This is a genomic window from Enterobacter cloacae complex sp. 309I3 (assembly GCF_050031595.1).
GTDB lineage: Bacteria > Pseudomonadota > Gammaproteobacteria > Enterobacterales > Enterobacteriaceae > Enterobacter > Enterobacter cloacae.
In genome coordinates, this window is sequence record NZ_JBLGWI010000001.1 from 4,385,932 (window position 1) to 4,405,131 (window position 19,200).

The window sequence follows — 19,200 nt, forward strand, 5'->3', positions numbered from 1 at the left end:
GAGAAACGGAACATGGTGCTGATGATTGTCAGTGGCCGTTCAGGGTCGGGGAAATCCGTCGCCCTGCGCGCGCTGGAAGACATGGGTTTTTACTGCGTAGATAACCTGCCGGTGGTACTGCTGCCCGAGCTGGCACGCACCCTTGCAGACAGACAAATCTCTGCCGCCGTCAGCATCGACGTCCGTAACATGCCTGAATCGCCAGAAATCTTTGAACAGGCGATGAGCAACCTGCCGGACACGTTTTCACCTCAGCTGTTGTTCCTTGATGCGGACCGCAACACACTGATCCGTCGCTACAGCGATACCCGTCGTTTGCACCCGCTTTCCAGCAAGAACCTCTCTCTGGAGAGCGCAATCGACGAAGAGAGCGACCTGCTGGAGCCCCTGCGCTCACGTGCCGATTTGATTGTCGACACCTCCGAAATGTCCGTTCACGAGCTGGCAGAAATGCTTCGTACCCGTTTACTGGGCAAACGCGAGCGTGAACTGACAATGGTGTTTGAGTCATTCGGCTTTAAGCACGGCATACCTATCGATGCGGATTATGTTTTCGACGTGCGCTTCCTGCCAAACCCCCACTGGGATCCGAAACTGCGTCCAATGACCGGTCTGGATAAACCCGTCGCGGCGTTCCTCGACAGGCACACAGAAGTTCACAATTTTATCTACCAGACGCGAAGCTACCTTGAGCTATGGTTACCTATGCTGGAGACAAACAATCGTAGCTATCTGACGGTGGCGATTGGCTGTACCGGCGGTAAACATCGTTCGGTCTATATCGCCGAACAGCTGGCCGACTATTTCCGTTCACGCGGAAAGAACGTTCAGTCCCGTCATCGCACGCTGGAAAAACGTAAAACATGACCGTAAAACAAACCGTTGAGATCACCAATAAGCTGGGCATGCACGCACGCCCGGCGATGAAGCTGTTCGAACTGATGCAGGGTTTCGATGCGGAAGTTCTGCTACGAAATGATGAAGGGACCGAAGCGGAAGCAAACAGCGTCATTGCACTGCTGATGCTGGATTCCGCCAAAGGTCGCCAGATTGAAGTCGAAGCCACCGGCCCACAGGAAGAGGAAGCGCTGGCGGCGGTGATTGCGCTGTTTAACGCCGGGTTTGACGAGGATTAATTTCAGCCCCGCTGGCGGGTGGCGCTGCGCTTACCCGCCCTACATTAATTTATTGCGCTGCATAAACCCTTCCCCGCCTAACTGACGCATCTGGCGCATGATCCACGCCTGACGGCTTCGCACGTACCCGGACGGGGCACTGGCCTTAAAGCGGATGGGATTAGGCAAGACGGCAGCCAGGAGCGCTGCTTCGGACATACTCAGTCGGCTGGCCGGTTTATTGAAATAGCGCTGCGCGGCGGCCTCCACACCAAACACACCATCGCCAAACTCAGCAATATTGAGATAGACGGTCAGAATGCGTTTTTTGCTCCAGACCGTTTCCATCCCCAGCGTCAACCCCGCTTCCAGCCCTTTTCGTACCCAGCTGCGACCGTCCCACAGGAACAGATTCTTTGCGGTTTGCTGCGATAATGTCGATGCCCCACGGACGCGGTTTTCGTGGCGTTCATTGTGCGCCAGCGCTTTCTCGATTGCCGCCACGTCAAACCCCCAGTGTTCCGGGAATTTCTGATCCTCTGCCGCAATGACCGCCAGCCCCATAAAAGGTGAGATCTCATCCATACTTACCCAGTCCGAGTGGGCCACATAGCTGAAATCACCGCTGAGCCATGCCCCAAGCTGACGCTCGACCATCACGGCCGAAAACGGGACCGGCATAATGCTGAATAAGGCGAGTCCGCCGCCCCAGAATACCGCGAGCACGAGAACGATGCGCAACAGGGCGCGTTTCACCCACGCGCCTGCGCCGAATTTACGACTCATTCAGTCATCACCAGCACTCTGGCCACCAGTTTTTCGATGCCTGCAGCGGCCTCGGCAATATTCTGCGCCAGCATCCAGGCAGGCGTGGTAACGACCTTGTTGTCTTCATCCACCACAATGTCATCCACCGGACAAGGTACGTGCTCGCCGCCCATCTCCTCGATGATTTCTGCGGTATCAATATCGGTGCCGATTGTCAGCCGCAGCGGGAAATCAAAAATTTTAGGCAGCATTGCCGGCGCGATACAGATAAAGCCCTGCGGTTTACCTGCCGCGTGCATTGCCTGCGACAGCGCTTTTAAATGGGGATCGATCTGACACGCCGCCCCTTCTGAAGCAAAGGTACTGAGATTTTTGGCCGCCCCAAACCCGCCCGGCACGATTAACGCATCGAGCTCAGCGGCGTCCGCCTGAATAAGGGGGTGGACATCGCCACGCGCAATACGCGCCGCTTCAATCAGTACGTTACGGGTTTCCGCCATGGCCTCTCCGGTCAGATGATTAATCACATCTGCCTGCTTTTTGTCTGGCGCGAAACAGATCGCTTCCGCCCCCTGCCTTGCCAGGGCCAGCAGCGTGATGACGGCTTCATGAATTTCTGAACCATCGTAAACACCGCATCCGCTCAGTACGACACCAACCTTTTTCATCCTGACGTTCCTTCTTTGCAACTTGCTGAAGCACATAATTAATTTTGATTAAAACGCTATGCTTCACACATTTCACTGATTCATGTAACAAACCATTTAAGATTTGCTATCTTATCTGCGTGCGGCCTAAATTTTCAGGCGGCGCCCATGCGAAAACAACACGAAAAATCAGGCGCAGCCACGATTTCCCTGGTGTTGGCGCAGTATTCGCGCACCCCGGTTAAGCCGGGGTCATTTTTTTCTGGCATCCACCCAGGCTTTGAGCACCGCCACATCGTTCTGCCACTCTTGTTTCATCTCCTCGACCCAATCACCCACGTTATCTTCCCATGCCGGTAAATCAGGTGACTGAATCTGTTGTCCCAACTGCTGTAAGTGGCGTAACCCGACAGAGCCTGCAGCACCTTTGATCTTATGTCCTTCTTCCACAATGCCTTTCTGATCGCGTGCGGTCAGGTTGGACTCCAGCACGCTCAGGTAGCCAGGCATCATTTTTTCGAACACGGCCAGACCATCGGTAATCAGTTTTGGGCCAACCAGGTCGATGTACTGCTCCAGCATCGCAGTATCCAGAATCGTTTGGGCCTTCGCGCTATCAACAGACGTCATGGTGCTCTCCTCTTCATCATGGGTATCCCAGAACTTCTTGATCATGGCGGTCAGAGCAGGCACCGCCAGCGGCTTGCTGAGCACATCATCCATACCGGCATCGAGGTACTCTTTTTTATCTTTCAGGACGTTGGCCGTCAGCGCGACCAGCGGCGGCAGTTCATCGGCGGCATACTGCGTTGTCAGCGCACGGGAGATATCCAGCCCGGTCATGTCCGGCAGTTGAATATCCAGCAGGACGAGGTCATATTCGCCCGGTTTAAACATCTCCAGCGCGGCTTTACCGGTCATCGCCACGTCCACGCTGTTACCCAGTTTTTCCAGCACCGAGCGCGCCACAATCACGTTCAGCTCGATGTCTTCGACCAGCAGAACATGCAGCGCCGGGAGCGGCATATCGTCTTGTTCAAAGGTATCCTCAACCTCTTCTGCCACCGCCGGGGCATGCACCGTCAGCGTAAAGGTCGAGCCTTTGCCCGCCTGGCTGGCCACGGTGATATCACCGCCCATGCTCTTCGCGAGCCGTTTCGATACCGCAAGGCCAATGCCCGTGCCGGTAGCAGGCTTACCACCGTTGCTGTCCTTCACCTGATAATACATGGCAAAGATTTTGTCCTGCTCTTCCTGCGGAATGCCAATGCCCGAGTCTTCCACCTCAAAGTGCAGCATGTCGCCTTCGTCATAGCGGATACGCACCGCCACCTGCCCCTGCTGGGTAAATTTCACCGCGTTACTGATCAGGTTCCAGAGGATTTGGCGCAGACGCGTGCCGTCCGTGACCACTTTGTGCGGCAGCGGCAGGGTTGGCTCCATGACAAAGCTCAGCCCCTTCTGCTGCGCCTGCAGGCCGGACAGGTTTTCCAGATCGGCAAGGAAGCTGGTGAAATCAACCGGCTGGTTATCAAGCTGGACTTTACGGCGCTCCATCTTATCCATGTCGATAATATCGTTGAAGATATTCCCCAGCGTGACCGCCGAGACATGGATCGTTTTAAGGTATTTTTCCTGCTCCGCCGTCAGGTCGGTGTCCAGCAGAATACGGCTTAAGCCGACGATGCCGTTCAACGGGGTACGCAGTTCATGGCTGATGGTGGAGATGAAAGTCGTCTTATCGCGGCTGGCGCGCTCAAGGGCATCCTGATAACGCTTACGCTCGGTGATATCGCGGCCAAAGCCCATCAGGCCGTGGCGTTTCCCGACGCGGTCGTAGTACGGCACTTTACGGATCTCAAAGCAGGCTTTACGCCCGTCCGGGTAATCCAGCCACTGTTCATAGGTCAGCGAGACATTGTGGCGGAAGACTTTTTCGTCCGTCTCCATGACCTTGGCAGCCGCCTCTTCGGAGTATACATCCTGGGGTTTCAGGTGGATCAGCTGCTTTTCGCTTTTGCCGGTCAGCAGCTCCATCGCCCGGTTACAGCCGGAGAACTCTTTGTCTTCGTTACGGTAGAAAACCAGATCCGGAGAAGCATCAAGGAATGAACGCAGGAAAGAGGATTGCTGCTCAAGCTGGATCTGCGTCACCTCACGCTCTTTCATTTCGATTTTCAGCTGCTCAAGCGTCGCCTGACGCTCGGCTTCCGCCTTCTCACGATCTGAAATCTCCTGGTTAAGCTGGGCAATGTTGTCTTTCAGCTGGACGTTGAGCTTTAAATCGCGCTCGCGCATCTCTTCCAGCTTATCAACCAGTTTTGACAGGCGCTGACGGGACTCCTCCAGCTGTTCAACGACGACGGAAAGAAAATAGACCGCCCAGGGGGTGATCAGCAAACCGAAGAAGATAGAGCGGATGACGTCGATACTCTCGACCTGACCATGCAACACCATGGTCACGGCCATTTGCACGACAATGGCCAGAACAACCAGCGCCAGCGCCAGCAGCATGGAGAAACGCACCAGCCCGAGCTTCATCATCAGGTCGACGTAGTACTGGGCAAGCATTCGAATTTGCTTCATAGAGGATCCCTTCACGACTTTATCGCTCAATAATACTCAAATTCGCGGCGGGACGTTGAAGGTTGTGAGAAAAAGTGCGGGGTGAAACAGGAGATTAGCCTCGCTTCCGGCTAACCGGAAGCGAGGAGAGGAGAATCAGGAGCGTTTCAGCAGCAGCCAGAGGCTGATCAGCAGGAAGCTGGCGCTCGGCAGCAGCGCACCAATAATTGGCGGAATGCCGTAAACCAGCGTCAGCGGGCCAAAGATCTGATCGAGGACGTAGAATACAAAGCCGAAGCTGATCCCGGTGACCACACGAACACCCATCGGCACGCTACGCAGCGGGCCAAAGATAAACGACAGGGCCATCAGCATCATCACCGCCACGGACATCGGCTGGAAGATTTTGCTCCACATATTGAGCTGATAGCGTCCGGCATCCTGCCCGCTCGACTTCAGGTATTTGACGTAGTTGTGCAACCCGCTGATGGAGAGCGCGTCCGGATCCAGCGCCACCACCCCGAGTTTGTCCGGCGTGAGGTTGGTTTTCCACGTCCCGGACACCGTCTGAGAGCCGGTGATTTGTTTCGGGTTCGTCAGGTCAGACTCGTCAACCTGGGATAACCGCCACTGCTTGTGTTCGGGGTCAAACTTCGCTGACGATGCGTGACGTACAGACTGTAAACGACGCTCATCATTGAAGGCGTAAATACTCACGCCGCCCAGCTCATCATCCCCTTTCACGCGTTCGATATAGACGAAGTTCTGGCCATCTTTCGCCCATAACCCTTGCTGTGTTGAAAGCAGTGAACCGCCGTACATCGCCTGGGCACGATAGTTACGCGCCATCTGTTCGCCCTGCGGTGCCACCCACTCGCCAATCGCCATGGTCAACAGCACCAGTGGGATCGCGGTTTTCATGACCGACAGCGCCACCTGCAAACGGGTAAAGCCCGATGCCTGCATCACAACCAGTTCGCTGCGCTGTGCCAGCATCCCAAGCCCCAGCAGCGCACCCAGCAGGGCCGCCATCGGGAAGAAGATCTGCACATCTTTTGGCACGCTGAGCAGGGTATACATCCCTGCACCCAGCGCGTCGTAGCTCCCTTGCCCGGCTTTTTTCAGCTGATCGACAAATTTAATAATGCCGGAGAGCGACACCAGCATGAACAACGTCATCATGATGGTGGTGAAAATGGTTTTACCGATATAGCGATCAAGAACGCCAAACGCCTGCATTAGATGGCTCCTTTACGCGAAAATCGGGCACGTATGCGGCGCACTGGCACCGTATCCCACAGGTTTAATCCCAGCGCCAGTAAGATGTACAGGCTGTTGACGAACCACGTCCAGACCATCGGGTCCAGCTTACCCTTCGCGCCGTTAGAACGAATCGAGGTTTGCAGCAGGAAGTAGATCAGGTACAGCAGCATCGCCGGCAGCATCGAGAGCACGCGCCCCTGACGCGGGTTCACCACGCTCAGCGGCACGACAATCAATGCCATCATAAACACGGTGAAGACGAGCGTAATACGCCAGTGGAACTCCGCACGCGCTCTGTCAGTATCAGTGTTCCACAGCGTACGCATATCCATTTGCTCGGTATCCGTTGGATCGAGCGCCACCGCCTGATGACCAATAATGGCCTGATAGTTCTGGAAATCCGTAATACGGAAGTCACGAAGCATCGCGGTGCCTTCAAAGCGGGTGCCTTTATTCAGCGTCACGACCTGGGAACCATCTTTGCGCTGCGCAAGCTGACCGGAGTCTGCCACCACCACCGATGGACGGGCGTTTCCTTTGGTCCGCAGTTGCGCCAGGAAGACGTCGTTGAATTTACTGCCATCGACGCTCTCAATAAACAGCACTGAGTTTCCGTCGGTCGCCTGCTGGAACTGCCCCTGCGCTAATGCCGCCATACCGGGGTTCGCTTTTGCTTCAGCCAGCACTTCATCCTGATGACGAGAGGACATTGGGCCCGCCCACATCACATTCACCGCGGCGACGATACCCGTGAACAGCGCCAGTATCATGGCGGCTTTCACCAGAACAGCCTTGCTCAAACCACAGGCATGCATCACCGTGATTTCACTCTCGGTATAAAGCTTACCGAGCGTCATGAGCAGACCGAGGAAAAGACTTAGCGGCAGAATAAGCTGCGCCATTTCCGGGATCCCTAAACCAAGCAGGGAAAGCACCAGATTCGTTGGAATTTCGCCGTCAACGGCCGCACCGAGGATCTTGACCAGCTTCTGACAGAAAAAAATCAGCAGCAGGATGAAGAGGATCGCCAGTTGGCTTTTGAGCGTCTCCCGCACCAGATATCTTATGATTATCACTTTAAATACGCCCGTAAAAACCCGTCTCTTTGCTGGAAAATCGCTTGTTTCATGGCTTAAACGTCATTTATTCTCTTGAGTCGTCGAAATCATCGCTAAGATTAAAACACCCGGCGGATTCACGCTTCAGGACTTTTTCTGACGTGTCGAAACCGTAATAACGTAAGATTAACACGAAGTCACCACAACAGCGGACTTGAGTTACGAAAGGTTTCAATTCTATCCGTAGCAGCCGCTGTTGTCTTTAAGATTCAGGAGCGTAGTGCATGGAGTTCAGTGTAAAAAGCGGTAGCCCGGAGAAACAGCGGAGTGCCTGCATCGTTGTGGGCGTCTTTGAACCACGCCGACTCTCCCCGATCGCCGAGCAACTCGATAAAATCAGTGACGGCTACATTAGCGCCCTGCTGCGCCGTGGCGAACTGGAAGGCAAACCTGGGCAGACGCTGTTACTGCACCATGTTCCGAACGTGCTGTCCGAACGTATTCTGCTGATTGGCTGCGGTAAAGAGCGCGAGCTGGATGAACGTCAGTATAAGCAGGTGATTCAGAAAACAATTAATACCCTGAATGACACCGGCTCAATGGAAGCCGTTTGCTTTCTGACCGAACTGCACGTCAAAGGTCGTAACACCTACTGGAAAGTGCGCCAGGCTGTCGAAACCGCAAAAGAGAGCCTGTACAGCTTCGATCAGCTCAAGACCAATAAAAGCGAGCCGCGCCGTCCGCTGCGTAAAATGGTCTTTAACGTGCCAACCCGTCGCGAACTCACCAGCGGCGAGCGCGCCATCCAGCACGGTCTGGCGATTGCCGCCGGGATTAAAGCCGCAAAAGATCTGGGCAACATGCCGCCTAATATCTGTAACGCCGCCTATCTGGCCTCACAGGCGCGCCAGCTGGCTGACTCCTACAGCAAGAATGTCATCACCCGCGTTATCGGCGAACAGCAGATGAAAGAGCTGGGTATGCACTCTTACCTGGCGGTGGGCAACGGCTCGCAGAACGAATCCCTGATGTCGGTTATCGAATACAAGGGCAATCCGTCAGAAGACGCGCGTCCTGTTGTGCTGGTCGGCAAAGGCCTGACCTTCGATTCCGGTGGTATCTCCATCAAGCCTTCTGAAGGCATGGATGAGATGAAGTACGACATGTGTGGTGCAGCGGCGGTGTATGGCGTGATGCGTATGGTGGCTGAACTTCAGTTACCGATTAACGTTATCGGCGTGCTGGCGGGCTGCGAAAACATGCCGGGTGGACGCGCTTATCGTCCGGGTGATGTCCTGACCACCATGTCCGGCCAGACCGTTGAGGTGCTGAACACCGATGCCGAGGGCCGTCTGGTGCTGTGCGACGTATTAACCTACGTTGAACGCTTCGAACCTGACGTGGTGATCGACGTGGCCACCCTGACCGGTGCCTGCGTGATCGCGCTGGGCCACCACATCACCGGCCTGATGTCGAACCACAATCCGCTGGCACACGAACTTATCGGCGCGTCCGAACAAGCCGGCGACCGCGCATGGCGTCTGCCACTGGGTGACGAATACCAGGAGCAGCTGGAGTCTAACTTTGCGGACATGGCGAACATCGGCGGCCGTCCTGGTGGTGCCATCACCGCGGGCTGCTTCCTGGCACGCTTCACCCGCAAGTACAACTGGGCGCACCTGGATATTGCCGGCACCGCATGGCGCTCCGGAAAAGCCAAAGGCGCGACCGGTCGTCCGGTTGCGTTGCTGTCGCAGTTCCTGCTAAACCGCGCCGGATTTAATGGCGACGAGTAAGTCAAAACGGCAGTAAACCGTAGGCCGGGTAAGGCGAAGCCGCCACCCGGCTTAAGCATTTAAAGTGAGCACAAGAAGCCCCATATATGAAGAATGCAACGTTCTACCTTCTGGACAATGACACCCATCAGGATGGCCTCAGCGCCGTAGAACATCTGGTGTGTGAAATTGCCGCAGAACGTTGGCGCGCAGGTAAACGGGTTCTGATTGCCTGTGAAGATGAACAGCAGGCGATTCGTCTTGACGAAGCGCTGTGGGCGCGCCCGCCGGAGAGTTTTGTACCGCATAACCTGTCTGGCGAAGGGCCGCGCGGCGGCGCACCGGTCGAGATAGCCTGGCCGCAAAAGCGCAACAGCAGCGCGCGCGATATTCTGATTAGCCTGCGGATAGATTTTGCAGATTTTGCCACCGCTTTCACAGAAGTGGTAGACTTTGTCCCTTACGAAGAATCCTTGAAACAACTGGCGCGCGAACGCTACAAAGCGTACCGCCTGGCTGGTTTTAACCTGAATACGGCAACCTGGAAATAATGGAAAAGACATATAACCCACGCGATATCGAACAGCCGCTTTACGAGCACTGGGAACAGCAGGGCTATTTCAAGCCTAACGGCGATGAAAGCAAAGAGTCCTTCTGCATCATGATCCCGCCGCCGAACGTCACCGGCAGTTTGCATATGGGTCATGCCTTCCAGCAGACCATCATGGATACCATGATCCGCTACCAGCGCATGCAGGGCAAAAACACCCTGTGGCAGGCGGGGACTGACCACGCGGGTATCGCGACCCAGATGGTGGTTGAGCGTAAGATTGCCGCTGAAGAGGGTAAAACCCGTCACGATTACGGTCGCGACGCCTTTATCGATAAAATCTGGCAGTGGAAAGCAGAATCTGGCGGCACCATTACCCGTCAGATGCGCCGTCTCGGTAACTCCGTAGACTGGGAGCGCGAGCGTTTCACCATGGACGAAGGCCTTTCCAACGCCGTAAAAGAAGTGTTCGTCCGTCTGTACAAAGAAGACCTGATTTACCGTGGCAAACGCCTGGTTAACTGGGACCCGAAACTGCGCACCGCGATCTCTGACCTGGAAGTGGAAAACCGCGAGTCTAAAGGCTCCATGTGGCACATCCGCTATCCGCTGGCCGACGGCGCGAAAACCGCAGACGGTAAAGATTACTTAGTGGTGGCAACCACCCGTCCGGAAACCCTGCTGGGCGATACCGGCGTTGCCGTTAACCCGGAAGATCCGCGTTATAAAGATCTGATTGGCAAATTCGTGGTGCTGCCGCTGGTGAACCGCCGCATTCCGATAGTGGGCGACGAACACGCCGACATGGAAAAAGGCACCGGCTGCGTGAAAATCACCCCGGCGCACGACTTCAACGACTACGAAGTGGGTCGTCGTCACGCCCTGCCGATGATCAACATTCTGACCTTCGACGGTGACATCCGTGAAAGCGCAGAAGTGTATGACACCAAAGGCAACGAATCCGACGTTTACTCAAGCGACATTCCGGCGGAGTTCCAGAAGCTGGAACGCTTTGCCGCGCGTAAAGCGATTGTGGCTGCCGTTGACGCACTCGGCCTGCTGGAAGAGATTAAACCTCACGATCTGACCGTGCCGTACGGCGACCGTGGTGGCGTGGTTATCGAGCCAATGCTGACCGACCAGTGGTATGTGCGTGCCGACGTGCTGGCAAAACCGGCTGTTGAAGCGGTTGAAAACGGCAGCATTCAGTTCGTGCCGAAGCAGTACGAAAACATGTACTTCTCCTGGATGCGCGATATCCAGGACTGGTGTATCTCCCGTCAGCTGTGGTGGGGTCACCGTATCCCGGCATGGTACGACAACGAAGGCAACGTATACGTTGGCCGCAGCGAAGATGAAGTGCGTCAGGAAAACAACCTGAGCGCAGACGTTGCCCTGCGTCAGGACGAAGACGTGCTGGATACCTGGTTCTCCTCCGCGCTGTGGACCTTCTCCACCCTCGGCTGGCCAGAGAACACCGACGCGCTGCGTCAGTTCCACCCAACCAGCGTGATGGTCTCCGGCTTCGATATCATCTTCTTCTGGATTGCCCGCATGATCATGATGACCATGCACTTCATTAAAGATGAAAACGGCAAGCCGCAGGTTCCGTTCCATACCGTCTATATGACCGGTCTTATCCGTGACGATGAAGGCCAGAAGATGTCCAAATCCAAGGGCAACGTCATTGACCCGCTGGATATGGTGGACGGGATCTCCCTGGAAGAGCTGCTGGAAAAACGCACCGGTAACATGATGCAGCCACAGCTGGCAGAGAAGATCCGCAAGCGCACCGAGAAACAGTTCCCGAACGGGATTGAATCTCACGGTACCGACGCCCTGCGTTTCACCCTGGCGGCGCTGGCCTCTACCGGTCGCGACATCAACTGGGACATGAAGCGTCTGGAAGGTTACCGTAACTTCTGTAACAAACTGTGGAACGCCAGCCGTTTCGTGCTGATGAACACCGAAGATCAGGATTGCGGCTTCAACGGCGGCGAGATGATCCTCTCTCTGGCCGACCGCTGGATCCTGGCGGAATTCAACCAGACGGTGAAAGCGTTCCGCGAGGCGCTGGACAGCTACCGCTTCGACATCGCGGCGGGCATTCTGTACGAATTCACCTGGAACCAGTTCTGTGACTGGTACCTGGAGCTGGCGAAGCCGGTCATGAACGGCGGAACGGAGGCAGAACTGCGCGGCACGCGTAACACGCTGATCACTGTGCTGGAAGGCCTGCTGCGTCTGGCGCACCCGATCATTCCATTTATCACCGAAACCATCTGGCAGCGTGTGAAAGCGATCGCGGGCATCAACGCCGACACCATCATGCTGCAGCCGTTCCCGGAATTCGATGCCGCTAAAGTGGATGAAGCTGCCTCAGCGGATACCGAGTGGCTGAAGCAGGCGATCGTCGCTGTACGTAACATCCGTGCAGAAATGAACATCGCCCCGGGCAAACCGCTGGAGCTGCTCCTGCGCGGTTGCAGCGACGCGGCTGTTCGTCGTGTCACCGAGAACAATACCTTCCTGAAAACCATGGCGCGTCTGGAAAGCATCACCGTGCTGCCAGCCGATGACAAAGGTCCGGTCTCCGTGACGAAAATCATCGACGGCGCTGAGCTGCTGATCCCAATGGCGGGTCTCGTCGACAAAGACGCAGAGCTGGCACGTCTGGTGAAAGAAGTGGCGAAAGTCGACGTGGAAATTGGCAAAATCGAAAGCAAACTGGCGAACGAAGGCTTTGTCGCCCGCGCGCCGGAAGCGGTCATCGCCAAAGAGCGTGAACGCCTGGTTGCTTTCGCCGATGCGAAGACCAAGCTGATTGAGCAGCAGGCGGTGATTGCGGCCCTGTAATGCTTTTACCCCTTACGCTTCAGGGCGTAAGGGGGATTCTTCCTGAAAACTCCTCGCTTGCACTCCCCTTTCTGCGGTGCTATTAACAGCAGTTGTGTGTCAATTTTTGTAATGAGTAATGCTATGAGCGTGATTACCCCCGTCGCGACGACGATGCGTCGGATCGCTGTGCAGGACAACCCGGCTATCGCCGCCGTTATCCGTACGGTTTCTGCCGAATATGGCCTGACGGCTGATAAAGGCTATACGGTTGCTGATCCAAATCTGGACGAGCTGTTCCAGCTTTACAGCCAGCCGGGCCATGCCTACTGGGTTATTGAGCAGAATGGCCAGGTGGTGGGCGGAGGCGGCGTTGCTCCGCTCAGCTGCAGCGAGCCGGATATCTGCGAGCTGCAGAAAATGTATTTCCTGCCATCTGTTCGCGGACAAGGCCTGGCGAAGAAACTGGCGCTGGTCGCACTCGACTATGCCCGCAATCAGGGTTTTACACGCTGTTACCTCGAAACAACCGCCTTCCTCAAAGAGGCCATCGGCCTGTATGAACATCTGGGCTTTGAGCATATTGATGCACCGCTGGGCTGCACCGGCCACGTCGATTGCGAAGTCAGGATGCTGAAAACGCTGTAAATACTTTTGCTGCCCTCTTCTGTTAAGCGGTGGTTAACTGAATGCTCTACACTCTCAGTTCACACCATAACGGGGGAAACACGATGTCGAAGATAAAAAGCTACGCCGCACCGCAGGCGGGTGCAGAACTTGAACTGTACGAGTACGATGCGGGCGAACTAAAAGCGGAAGACGTCGAAGTACAGGTTGATTACTGCGGGATCTGCCACTCGGATCTCTCCATGATCGACAACGAATGGGGCTTTTCAAGCTATCCACTGGTCGCCGGACACGAAGTGATTGGCCGCGTCGTGGCGCTCGGCAGCGCTGCGCAGGACAAAGGCCTGAAAGTGGGCCAGCGCGTGGGTATTGGCTGGACGGCACGCAGCTGCGGTCATTGCGACGCCTGTATCAGCGGCAACCAGATCAACTGCCTTGAAGGCGCCGTTCCAACCATCCTCAACAAGGGCGGTTTTGCCGATAAACTGCGCGCCGACTGGCAGTGGGTCATTCCGCTGCCGGACAGCATTGATATCGAATCCGCAGGCCCGCTGCTGTGCGGCGGCATTACCGTCTTTAAACCGCTGCTGATGCACCATATCACCGCCACCAGCCGTGTGGGTGTGATTGGTATCGGGGGGCTCGGTCATATTGCCATCAAACTGCTGCACGCGATGGGCTGCGAAGTGACGGCATTCAGTTCTAACCCGGCGAAAGAGCAAGAAGTGCTGGCTATGGGGGCGGATAAAGTGGTGAACAGCCGCGATCCAGACGCGCTGAAAGCACTGGCGGGTCAATTCGATCTGATCATTAACACCGTTAATGTCGATCTCGACTGGCAGCCGTACTTTGAAGCACTGGCCTACGGCGGTAACTTCCATACGGTGGGTGCCGTGCTGAAGCCGCTGCCGGTTCCGGCGTTTACCCTGATCGGCGGGGATCGCAGCGTGTCCGGCTCTGCAACCGGCACGCCGTTCGAGTTGCGCAAACTGATGAAGTTCGCCGGGCGCACGAAAGTATCGCCAACCACCGAACTCTATCCGATGTCGAAAATCAACGAAGCGATCCAGCACGTGCGTGACGGCAAAGCCCGTTACCGTGTGGTGTTGAAAGCAGATTTTTAATGTTACACCCCCCTCTCCCACAGGGAGAGGGCGCAAACACTAAAAACGGTAACGGTTGTTACCGTTTTGCTTCTACCATGGCCTTAAATACCTCGGCCACCGCAACCGCTCCCGGATCCATTACCCCATCCAGATTCTCTTTATTCACATACGACGAACGTCCCGCGCCCGCTTTGCCCATTCTGGCCGTTGCCTCTGCGCCCTGCTGTGCCGCCTGCGCCGCCGCCTGAAGATCGTTTTTCTGCAACGTCTCCAGCGCCGGCTGTAGCGCATCGATCAGCGTGCGATCGCCGAGATCGGCCCCGCCATACTGCTTCATCTGTGCCAGCCCGCTCAGCAATGCATACGCAAGCGATTGTCCGTCATGCAGCTTTTGTCCGGCTGCCGTGAAAAAGATCGACATTAATACGCCACTCGATCCGCCCATCACCGTTGCCAGCCGCTCGCCCACCAGCAGAAGTAATGTCGACACGTCGTTAAGAGGAAGGTTGTTCTCCTCCAGACGCTGCGCAATCTCCCGCGCCCCTTGCGCAAAGGTGGATCCGGTATCGCCATCCCCCACTTTCGCATCCAGCGCGTTCAGACGGTTTTCCAGCTGAATCAACGTCTTTGTCACCACAGAGACATATTCGCCCACCTGCGGATTTGCGGACGGGGTAAACTCCACGCGGTCATGGATCGCGCTATGCTCCTGGGTACGCAGCGGGGCAAACGCCACCGGCTTCTGCCAGCCCAGCGTCTCAACCTCTTCATGAAGGGCTTTTTCGAACAGATCGTTTAGCTTCAGCAGCGTCAGCGAAAAGCCCTTCATATCCAGGGCGCTCACCAGCGGTGCCGGGCCAATCAGGTACGCCAGGTTATCTTTCAGTGCCGAGTGGGCCAGCTCTTTGGTGAGCAGAGCCATCTCAAGCGCTGATACGCCCCCCAGGTTATTGATCAACACTGCGAAGCGCCCGTCACCCGCCTTCGCCTTGAGCGGCGTCACCAGCGTGTCGATAATCGCTTTACTGTTCTGCGTATCCACGACGGAAGCCCCCGGCTCACCATGAATGCCCAGACCCAGCTCGACATGACCTTGCTTAATGCGCCCTTCTTCCTCGTCGCTTCCCGGCAGGTTACACGTTTGCATCGCAACGCCCAGGCTCCAGAGGTTATCGCAGGCCTGTTGCGCAATATCACACACTTCACTCAGCGATTTTCCGTGCTCTGCGGCATAACCCGCGATCTTATGAACCAGCGCCGTACCGGCAATGCCGCGCGGCTGTTTGTTGTCCGGCAGCGCAATATCGTCTGCCACAATGACCATCTCCACCTTCAGGCCGTAGCGTTTCGCCTTTTCTGCCGCCAGACCAAAATTCAGGCGGTCACCGGTGTAGTTTTTAACGATCAGCAGGCAGCCACGGTCACCCGTCACCGCCACAATGGCATTCAGCACCGCATCCACGCTCGGCGAGGCGAACAGATCGCCGCACACTGCTGCCGTCAACATACCTTTGCCGACAAACCCGGCGTGTGCAGGCTCGTGGCCGGAACCGCCACCGGAGATCACCGCCACGCGGCTCTTGTCCCAGTCGCTGCGGGCCACAATGCGAATGGCAGGATCAACATCAAGCTTGACGAGGTTACCGTGCGGAGCAGAAATCAGAATGCCTTCAATAGCATCGTTGACCAGTTGTTTGCGATTATTAAAAAAGAATCTGGACATACATTCTCAACTTGTTGTGAACCGTATGCAAAAGCATAGTCCGCGCTGGGTAATACGCCGCAAAGTAAGGAATTTTTAACGCCATTTTACCGTCAGGTTGCCTATACTCCACCCAGGACTAAGAGAGGATGAGTATCATGAGTACACCATTGTTAATTGCCAGGACGCTGGAGAAAGAGCTGTTTTTACTGCCTGCGATGGCGAACCGTCACGGCCTGATCACCGGCGCCACCGGGACGGGGAAAACCGTTACCCTGCAGAAGCTGGCCGAATCGCTCTCTGAGATTGGCGTGCCGGTCTTTATGGCCGATGTAAAAGGCGATTTAACCGGTGTGGCTCAGGAGGGGGCACCCTCAGAAAAACTCCTTGAGCGTCTGAAAAATATCGGCGTCAATGACTGGACGCCGCACAACAACCCGGTAGTTGTCTGGGATATCTTTGGTGAGAAAGGTCATCCGGTACGTGCCACCGTCTCCGATCTTGGCCCGCTGCTGCTGGCCCGTCTTCTGAATCTCAACGATGTCCAGTCCGGGGTGTTGAACATCATCTTCCGTATTGCCGACGATCAGGGGCTGCTGCTGCTCGATTTCAAAGATCTGCGCGCCATTACCCAATACATCGGCGATAACGCTAAATCCTTCCAGAACCAGTACGGCAACATCAGCAGTGCCTCCGTGGGGGCCATTCAGCGCGGGTTACTGACGCTGGAGCAACAGGGTGCAGAGCATTTCTTCGGCGAGCCGATGCTCGATATCAAAGACTGGATGCGCACTGACAGCAACGGCAAAGGCATCATCAACATTCTGAGCTCAGAGAAGCTCTATCAGATGCCGAAACTCTACGCCGCCAGCCTGCTGTGGATGCTCTCTGAACTTTACGAACAGCTGCCGGAGGCGGGCGACCTTGAGAAGCCGAAGCTGGTGTTCTTCTTCGACGAAGCGCACCTGCTGTTCAACGATGCGCCGCAGGTGCTGCTCGACAAGATCGAGCAGGTTATCCGGCTGATCCGCTCCAAAGGCGTCGGCGTGTGGTTTGTTTCGCAAAACCCGTCGGATATCCCCGATAACGTGCTGGGGCAGCTCGGTAATCGCGTCCAGCACGCCCTGCGCGCCTTTACGCCAAAAGATCAGAAAGCCGTCAAAGCTGCCGCACAAACCATGCGCGCGAACCCGGCCTTTGATACCGAAGCGGCGATTCAGGCGCTGGGTACCGGTGAGGCGCTGATCTCCTTCCTGGATGCCAAAGGCAGCCCGTCCATTGTGGAACGCGCCATGGTGATTGCCCCTTGCTCGCGAATGGGGCCGGTAACGGACGATGAGCGCAACGGACTGATTAACCACTCCCCGGTTTACGGGAAATACGAAGATGAAGTGGATCGCGAATCTGCCTTCGAGATGCTGCAAAAAGGGGTACAGGCCACCACCGACTCGCAGGACGCCCCACCCGCCAGGGGGCAGTCAGTCGCGGTGGATGACGGCATTCTGGGTGGGCTGAAAGACATTTTGTTTGGCAGTACCGGGCCGCGCGGCGGCAAGCGCGATGGCGTTGTGCAGACAATGGCGAAAAGCGCCGCGCGGCAGGTCACGAATCAGATAGTGCGCGGCATGCTGGGGAGTCTGTTAGGCGGTCGCCGCCGGTAGCGGAGCGACCCACGGCCGTCCCAGCGCCGAGCCCTGCACACCGTGCTCATGCAGATAGCGGTCAATCTCCACCATCCCCGTCCAGCGGTTCTCACACCATAGCGGTGCCAGAAGCGTTGGACGGCGGGCGCTGGCGGAGATACGGTGATAGACAATTTCGGGCGGCGTATGACGGATCATCTCCCCTGCCGTTACCGTATACTCGTCGAGTGCGATGCCGTTTAACCGCCCGGCTTGCCAGGCTTTGGCCATAATGCTGCCCTGCACAATATGCAGCGGGTGCAGCTTGATCCCGTCCACGCCTGTCTCAACGACTTTTTCCAGCGTCTCCAGGCCATGCTGCTGCCCTTCTCCCGGCAGGCCGACAATCAGATGCGTGCAGACTTTCAGGCCACGTTCGCGGGCCAGGCGGGTGGTGCGCTGATAGCAGGCAAAATCATGGCCGCGATTAATACGGTGCAGGGTTTTGTCATGCGCGCTTTGCAGGCCTAGTTCCAGCCAGATCTCATAGCCCTGCTCTTTATACTCGCTGAGTAAATCCAGCACCGCGTCGGGCACGCAGTCCGGACGCGTACCGACACACAGTCCGACAATGTTCGCCTGAGCGACCGCCTGCTGATACATCGAACGCAGCACCTGCACTTCCGCCCATGTGCTGGTGTAGGCCTGGAAATAGGCCAGATACTGCTTTGCCCGGTTCACAAGACGGGCCTGATGCGCGAGCTGTTCCGCGATAGATTTATGCTGCTGCGCCTCGTCCGCAAAGGAGGCCACGTTACAGAAGGTGCAGCCGCCGCGCCCGAGCGTACCATCGCGATTCGGGCAGCTAAAACCGCCATGCAGCGTCAGCTTGTGAACCTTTTGCCCGTAGCGCTGCAAAAGATCCCCACCAAACATATTGACTAATTTCTGTAACTGCATAATCTGATAGACCGTCCCGAAGAAAGGGGACAAGCCTGCCATTTTTAGCCACCATCGGCGATGACCTGGATCAATCGCCCTGGCTGGCCTTTATCTATTTGAATAACTACTCAAGATTACTGCAATTTCATTCACACCAAATGTGATTACTTTTCCTTATGTTCTGATTGTTTTTTTTATTTATAACGCCAGCACTGAAAAACAGTGACTTTATGCGGGTTTAAACCGCACAGCAGTTTATTATCCTGTAAAAAAACCGGCATTCAGCACGCTGCATCAATAATACCGCTTTCATATAGTGAGTAAGATCACACTCCGCTGCGACTTCGCAGGGCGCTTAGTGGTTGAAAAAATAGTTAAATATCTTTTAAATACAATGCATTATCTTCTCTATAGCACATTTTTGTATAAATAAGATTGCCATTTGACCTGTGTACCAATTCCCGATAAGTTGGAAATCCGCTGGAAGCTTTCTGGATGAGCGGCCTGCTCATCATATTTATGCAGTAATTGAGATTCCCTCTGAAGCAAGTCCTCAAACTTGTTTACCTGCGCGAAAGGATGAAAAGAGGGCGAATGCGAGGTCCGCGTATGAAACGCAAACCCC

15 protein-coding genes are annotated in these 19,200 nt (G+C 55.8%); 8 read left to right on the forward strand and 7 right to left on the reverse strand.

Features of this window, described 5'->3' with window-relative positions:
• Nucleotides 1–12: 12 nt before the first annotated feature.
• Both rapZ and npr read left to right on the forward strand, forming a co-directional pair.
• Nucleotides 13–867: an RNase adapter RapZ gene (gene rapZ / locus ACQG22_RS21005; protein ID WP_013098945.1), complete on the forward strand. Its 855-nt coding sequence runs from the start codon at nucleotides 13–15 to the stop codon at nucleotides 865–867.
• On the forward strand, nucleotides 864–1,136 hold the full coding sequence (gene npr / locus ACQG22_RS21010; RefSeq protein ID WP_003861872.1) for a PTS phosphocarrier protein NPr: 273 nt from the start codon (nucleotides 864–866) through the stop codon (nucleotides 1,134–1,136). Before rapZ ends, npr begins: the two co-directional genes overlap by 4 nt.
• 39 nt (nucleotides 1,137–1,175) lie before the next feature.
• Here the strand turns inward: npr and mtgA are convergent, their stop codons facing one another.
• The 5 genes from mtgA to lptF form a co-directional block, all read right to left on the reverse strand.
• Nucleotides 1,176–1,901, reverse strand: a complete 726-nt coding sequence (gene mtgA, locus ACQG22_RS21015; protein WP_020687356.1) for a monofunctional biosynthetic peptidoglycan transglycosylase — start codon at nucleotides 1,899–1,901, stop codon at nucleotides 1,176–1,178.
• Entirely contained in the window at nucleotides 1,898–2,551 is a 654-nt protein-coding gene (elbB, locus tag ACQG22_RS21020; protein WP_038983638.1) for an isoprenoid biosynthesis glyoxalase ElbB, read from the reverse strand. The genes mtgA and elbB overlap by 4 nt, the downstream gene beginning before the upstream one ends.
• Before the next feature lie 231 nt (nucleotides 2,552–2,782).
• A complete protein-coding gene (gene arcB / locus ACQG22_RS21025) occupies nucleotides 2,783–5,116 on the reverse strand; it encodes an aerobic respiration two-component sensor histidine kinase ArcB (protein ID WP_013098948.1) in 2,334 nt (777 codons plus the stop codon).
• A 135-nt stretch (nucleotides 5,117–5,251) separates the two neighbouring features.
• Nucleotides 5,252–6,334: an LPS export ABC transporter permease LptG gene (gene lptG / locus ACQG22_RS21030; RefSeq protein WP_013098949.1), complete on the reverse strand. Its 1,083-nt coding sequence runs from the start codon at nucleotides 6,332–6,334 to the stop codon at nucleotides 5,252–5,254.
• Nucleotides 6,334–7,434 (reverse strand): LPS export ABC transporter permease LptF, encoded by a 1,101-nt coding sequence (gene lptF / locus ACQG22_RS21035; RefSeq protein ID WP_029883394.1) that lies wholly within the window; start codon nucleotides 7,432–7,434, stop codon nucleotides 6,334–6,336. The genes lptG and lptF overlap by 1 nt, the downstream gene beginning before the upstream one ends.
• 266 nt (nucleotides 7,435–7,700) lie before the next feature.
• Here lptF and pepA point away from each other — a divergent pair, with 266 nt between their 5' ends.
• The 5 genes from pepA to ahr all read left to right on the forward strand — a co-directional run bounded on the left by pepA (nucleotide 7,701) and on the right by ahr (nucleotide 14,327).
• Nucleotides 7,701–9,212 (forward strand): leucyl aminopeptidase, encoded by a 1,512-nt coding sequence (gene pepA, locus ACQG22_RS21040; protein ID WP_013098951.1) that lies wholly within the window; start codon nucleotides 7,701–7,703, stop codon nucleotides 9,210–9,212.
• An 86-nt stretch (nucleotides 9,213–9,298) separates the two neighbouring features.
• Nucleotides 9,299–9,742, forward strand: coding sequence for a DNA polymerase III subunit chi (gene holC, locus ACQG22_RS21045; protein ID WP_246932437.1), 444 nt, complete (start codon nucleotides 9,299–9,301; stop codon nucleotides 9,740–9,742).
• The gene (locus ACQG22_RS21050) at nucleotides 9,742–12,597 is read left to right on the forward strand and encodes a valine--tRNA ligase (RefSeq protein ID WP_246932435.1); all 2,856 of its coding nucleotides are present in this window, start codon (nucleotides 9,742–9,744) and stop codon (nucleotides 12,595–12,597) included. The genes holC and ACQG22_RS21050 overlap by 1 nt, the downstream gene beginning before the upstream one ends.
• A 123-nt stretch (nucleotides 12,598–12,720) precedes the next feature.
• Nucleotides 12,721–13,224 carry a GNAT family N-acetyltransferase gene (locus ACQG22_RS21055; RefSeq protein WP_023619941.1) on the forward strand — a complete coding sequence of 168 codons (504 nt, stop codon included), beginning with the start codon at nucleotides 12,721–12,723 and terminating at the stop codon, nucleotides 13,222–13,224.
• Between the two features lie 83 nt (nucleotides 13,225–13,307).
• The gene (ahr, locus tag ACQG22_RS21060) at nucleotides 13,308–14,327 is read left to right on the forward strand and encodes an NADPH-dependent aldehyde reductase Ahr (protein ID WP_013098954.1); all 1,020 of its coding nucleotides are present in this window, start codon (nucleotides 13,308–13,310) and stop codon (nucleotides 14,325–14,327) included.
• Between the two features lie 58 nt (nucleotides 14,328–14,385).
• On the opposite strand, the gene ACQG22_RS21065 is transcribed toward ahr, so the two are convergent.
• Nucleotides 14,386–16,032 (reverse strand): dihydroxyacetone kinase subunit DhaK, encoded by a 1,647-nt coding sequence (locus tag ACQG22_RS21065; RefSeq protein WP_246932434.1) that lies wholly within the window; start codon nucleotides 16,030–16,032, stop codon nucleotides 14,386–14,388.
• A gap of 137 nt (nucleotides 16,033–16,169) precedes the next feature.
• Between ACQG22_RS21065 and ACQG22_RS21070 the strand changes: the two genes are divergently transcribed.
• Nucleotides 16,170–17,672 carry a helicase HerA-like C-terminal domain-containing protein gene (locus tag ACQG22_RS21070; protein ID WP_013098956.1) on the forward strand — a complete coding sequence of 501 codons (1,503 nt, stop codon included), beginning with the start codon at nucleotides 16,170–16,172 and terminating at the stop codon, nucleotides 17,670–17,672.
• Here the strand turns inward: ACQG22_RS21070 and ACQG22_RS21075 are convergent.
• Complete coding sequence (locus tag ACQG22_RS21075) at nucleotides 17,652–18,593, reverse strand: TIGR01212 family radical SAM protein (protein ID WP_095908469.1); 942 nt, start codon at nucleotides 18,591–18,593, stop codon at nucleotides 17,652–17,654. The genes ACQG22_RS21070 and ACQG22_RS21075 overlap by 21 nt on opposite strands.
• Nucleotides 18,594–19,200: the final 607 nt, after the last annotated feature.

Bases quoted from the DNA above. Each gene is read 5' to 3' on its own strand.
- rapZ (WP_013098945.1), top strand. From the start codon at position 13: ATGGTGCTGATGATTGTCAGTGGCCGTTCAGGGTCGGGGAAATCCGTC.
- npr (WP_003861872.1), top strand. From the start codon at position 864: ATGACCGTAAAACAAACCGTTGAGATCACCAATAAGCTGGGCATGCAC.
- mtgA (WP_020687356.1), bottom strand. From the start codon at position 1,901: ATGAGTCGTAAATTCGGCGCAGGCGCGTGGGTGAAACGCGCCCTGTTG.
- elbB (WP_038983638.1), bottom strand. From the start codon at position 2,551: ATGAAAAAGGTTGGTGTCGTACTGAGCGGATGCGGTGTTTACGATGGT.
- arcB (WP_013098948.1), bottom strand. From the start codon at position 5,116: ATGAAGCAAATTCGAATGCTTGCCCAGTACTACGTCGACCTGATGATG.
- lptG (WP_013098949.1), bottom strand. From the start codon at position 6,334: ATGCAGGCGTTTGGCGTTCTTGATCGCTATATCGGTAAAACCATTTTC.
- pepA (WP_013098951.1), top strand. From the start codon at position 7,701: ATGGAGTTCAGTGTAAAAAGCGGTAGCCCGGAGAAACAGCGGAGTGCC.
- holC (WP_246932437.1), top strand. From the start codon at position 9,299: ATGAAGAATGCAACGTTCTACCTTCTGGACAATGACACCCATCAGGAT.
- ACQG22_RS21050 (WP_246932435.1), top strand. From the start codon at position 9,742: ATGGAAAAGACATATAACCCACGCGATATCGAACAGCCGCTTTACGAG.
- ACQG22_RS21055 (WP_023619941.1), top strand. From the start codon at position 12,721: ATGAGCGTGATTACCCCCGTCGCGACGACGATGCGTCGGATCGCTGTG.
- ahr (WP_013098954.1), top strand. From the start codon at position 13,308: ATGTCGAAGATAAAAAGCTACGCCGCACCGCAGGCGGGTGCAGAACTT.
- ACQG22_RS21065 (WP_246932434.1), bottom strand. From the start codon at position 16,032: ATGTCCAGATTCTTTTTTAATAATCGCAAACAACTGGTCAACGATGCT.
- ACQG22_RS21070 (WP_013098956.1), top strand. From the start codon at position 16,170: ATGAGTACACCATTGTTAATTGCCAGGACGCTGGAGAAAGAGCTGTTT.
- ACQG22_RS21075 (WP_095908469.1), bottom strand. From the start codon at position 18,593: ATGCAGTTACAGAAATTAGTCAATATGTTTGGTGGGGATCTTTTGCAG.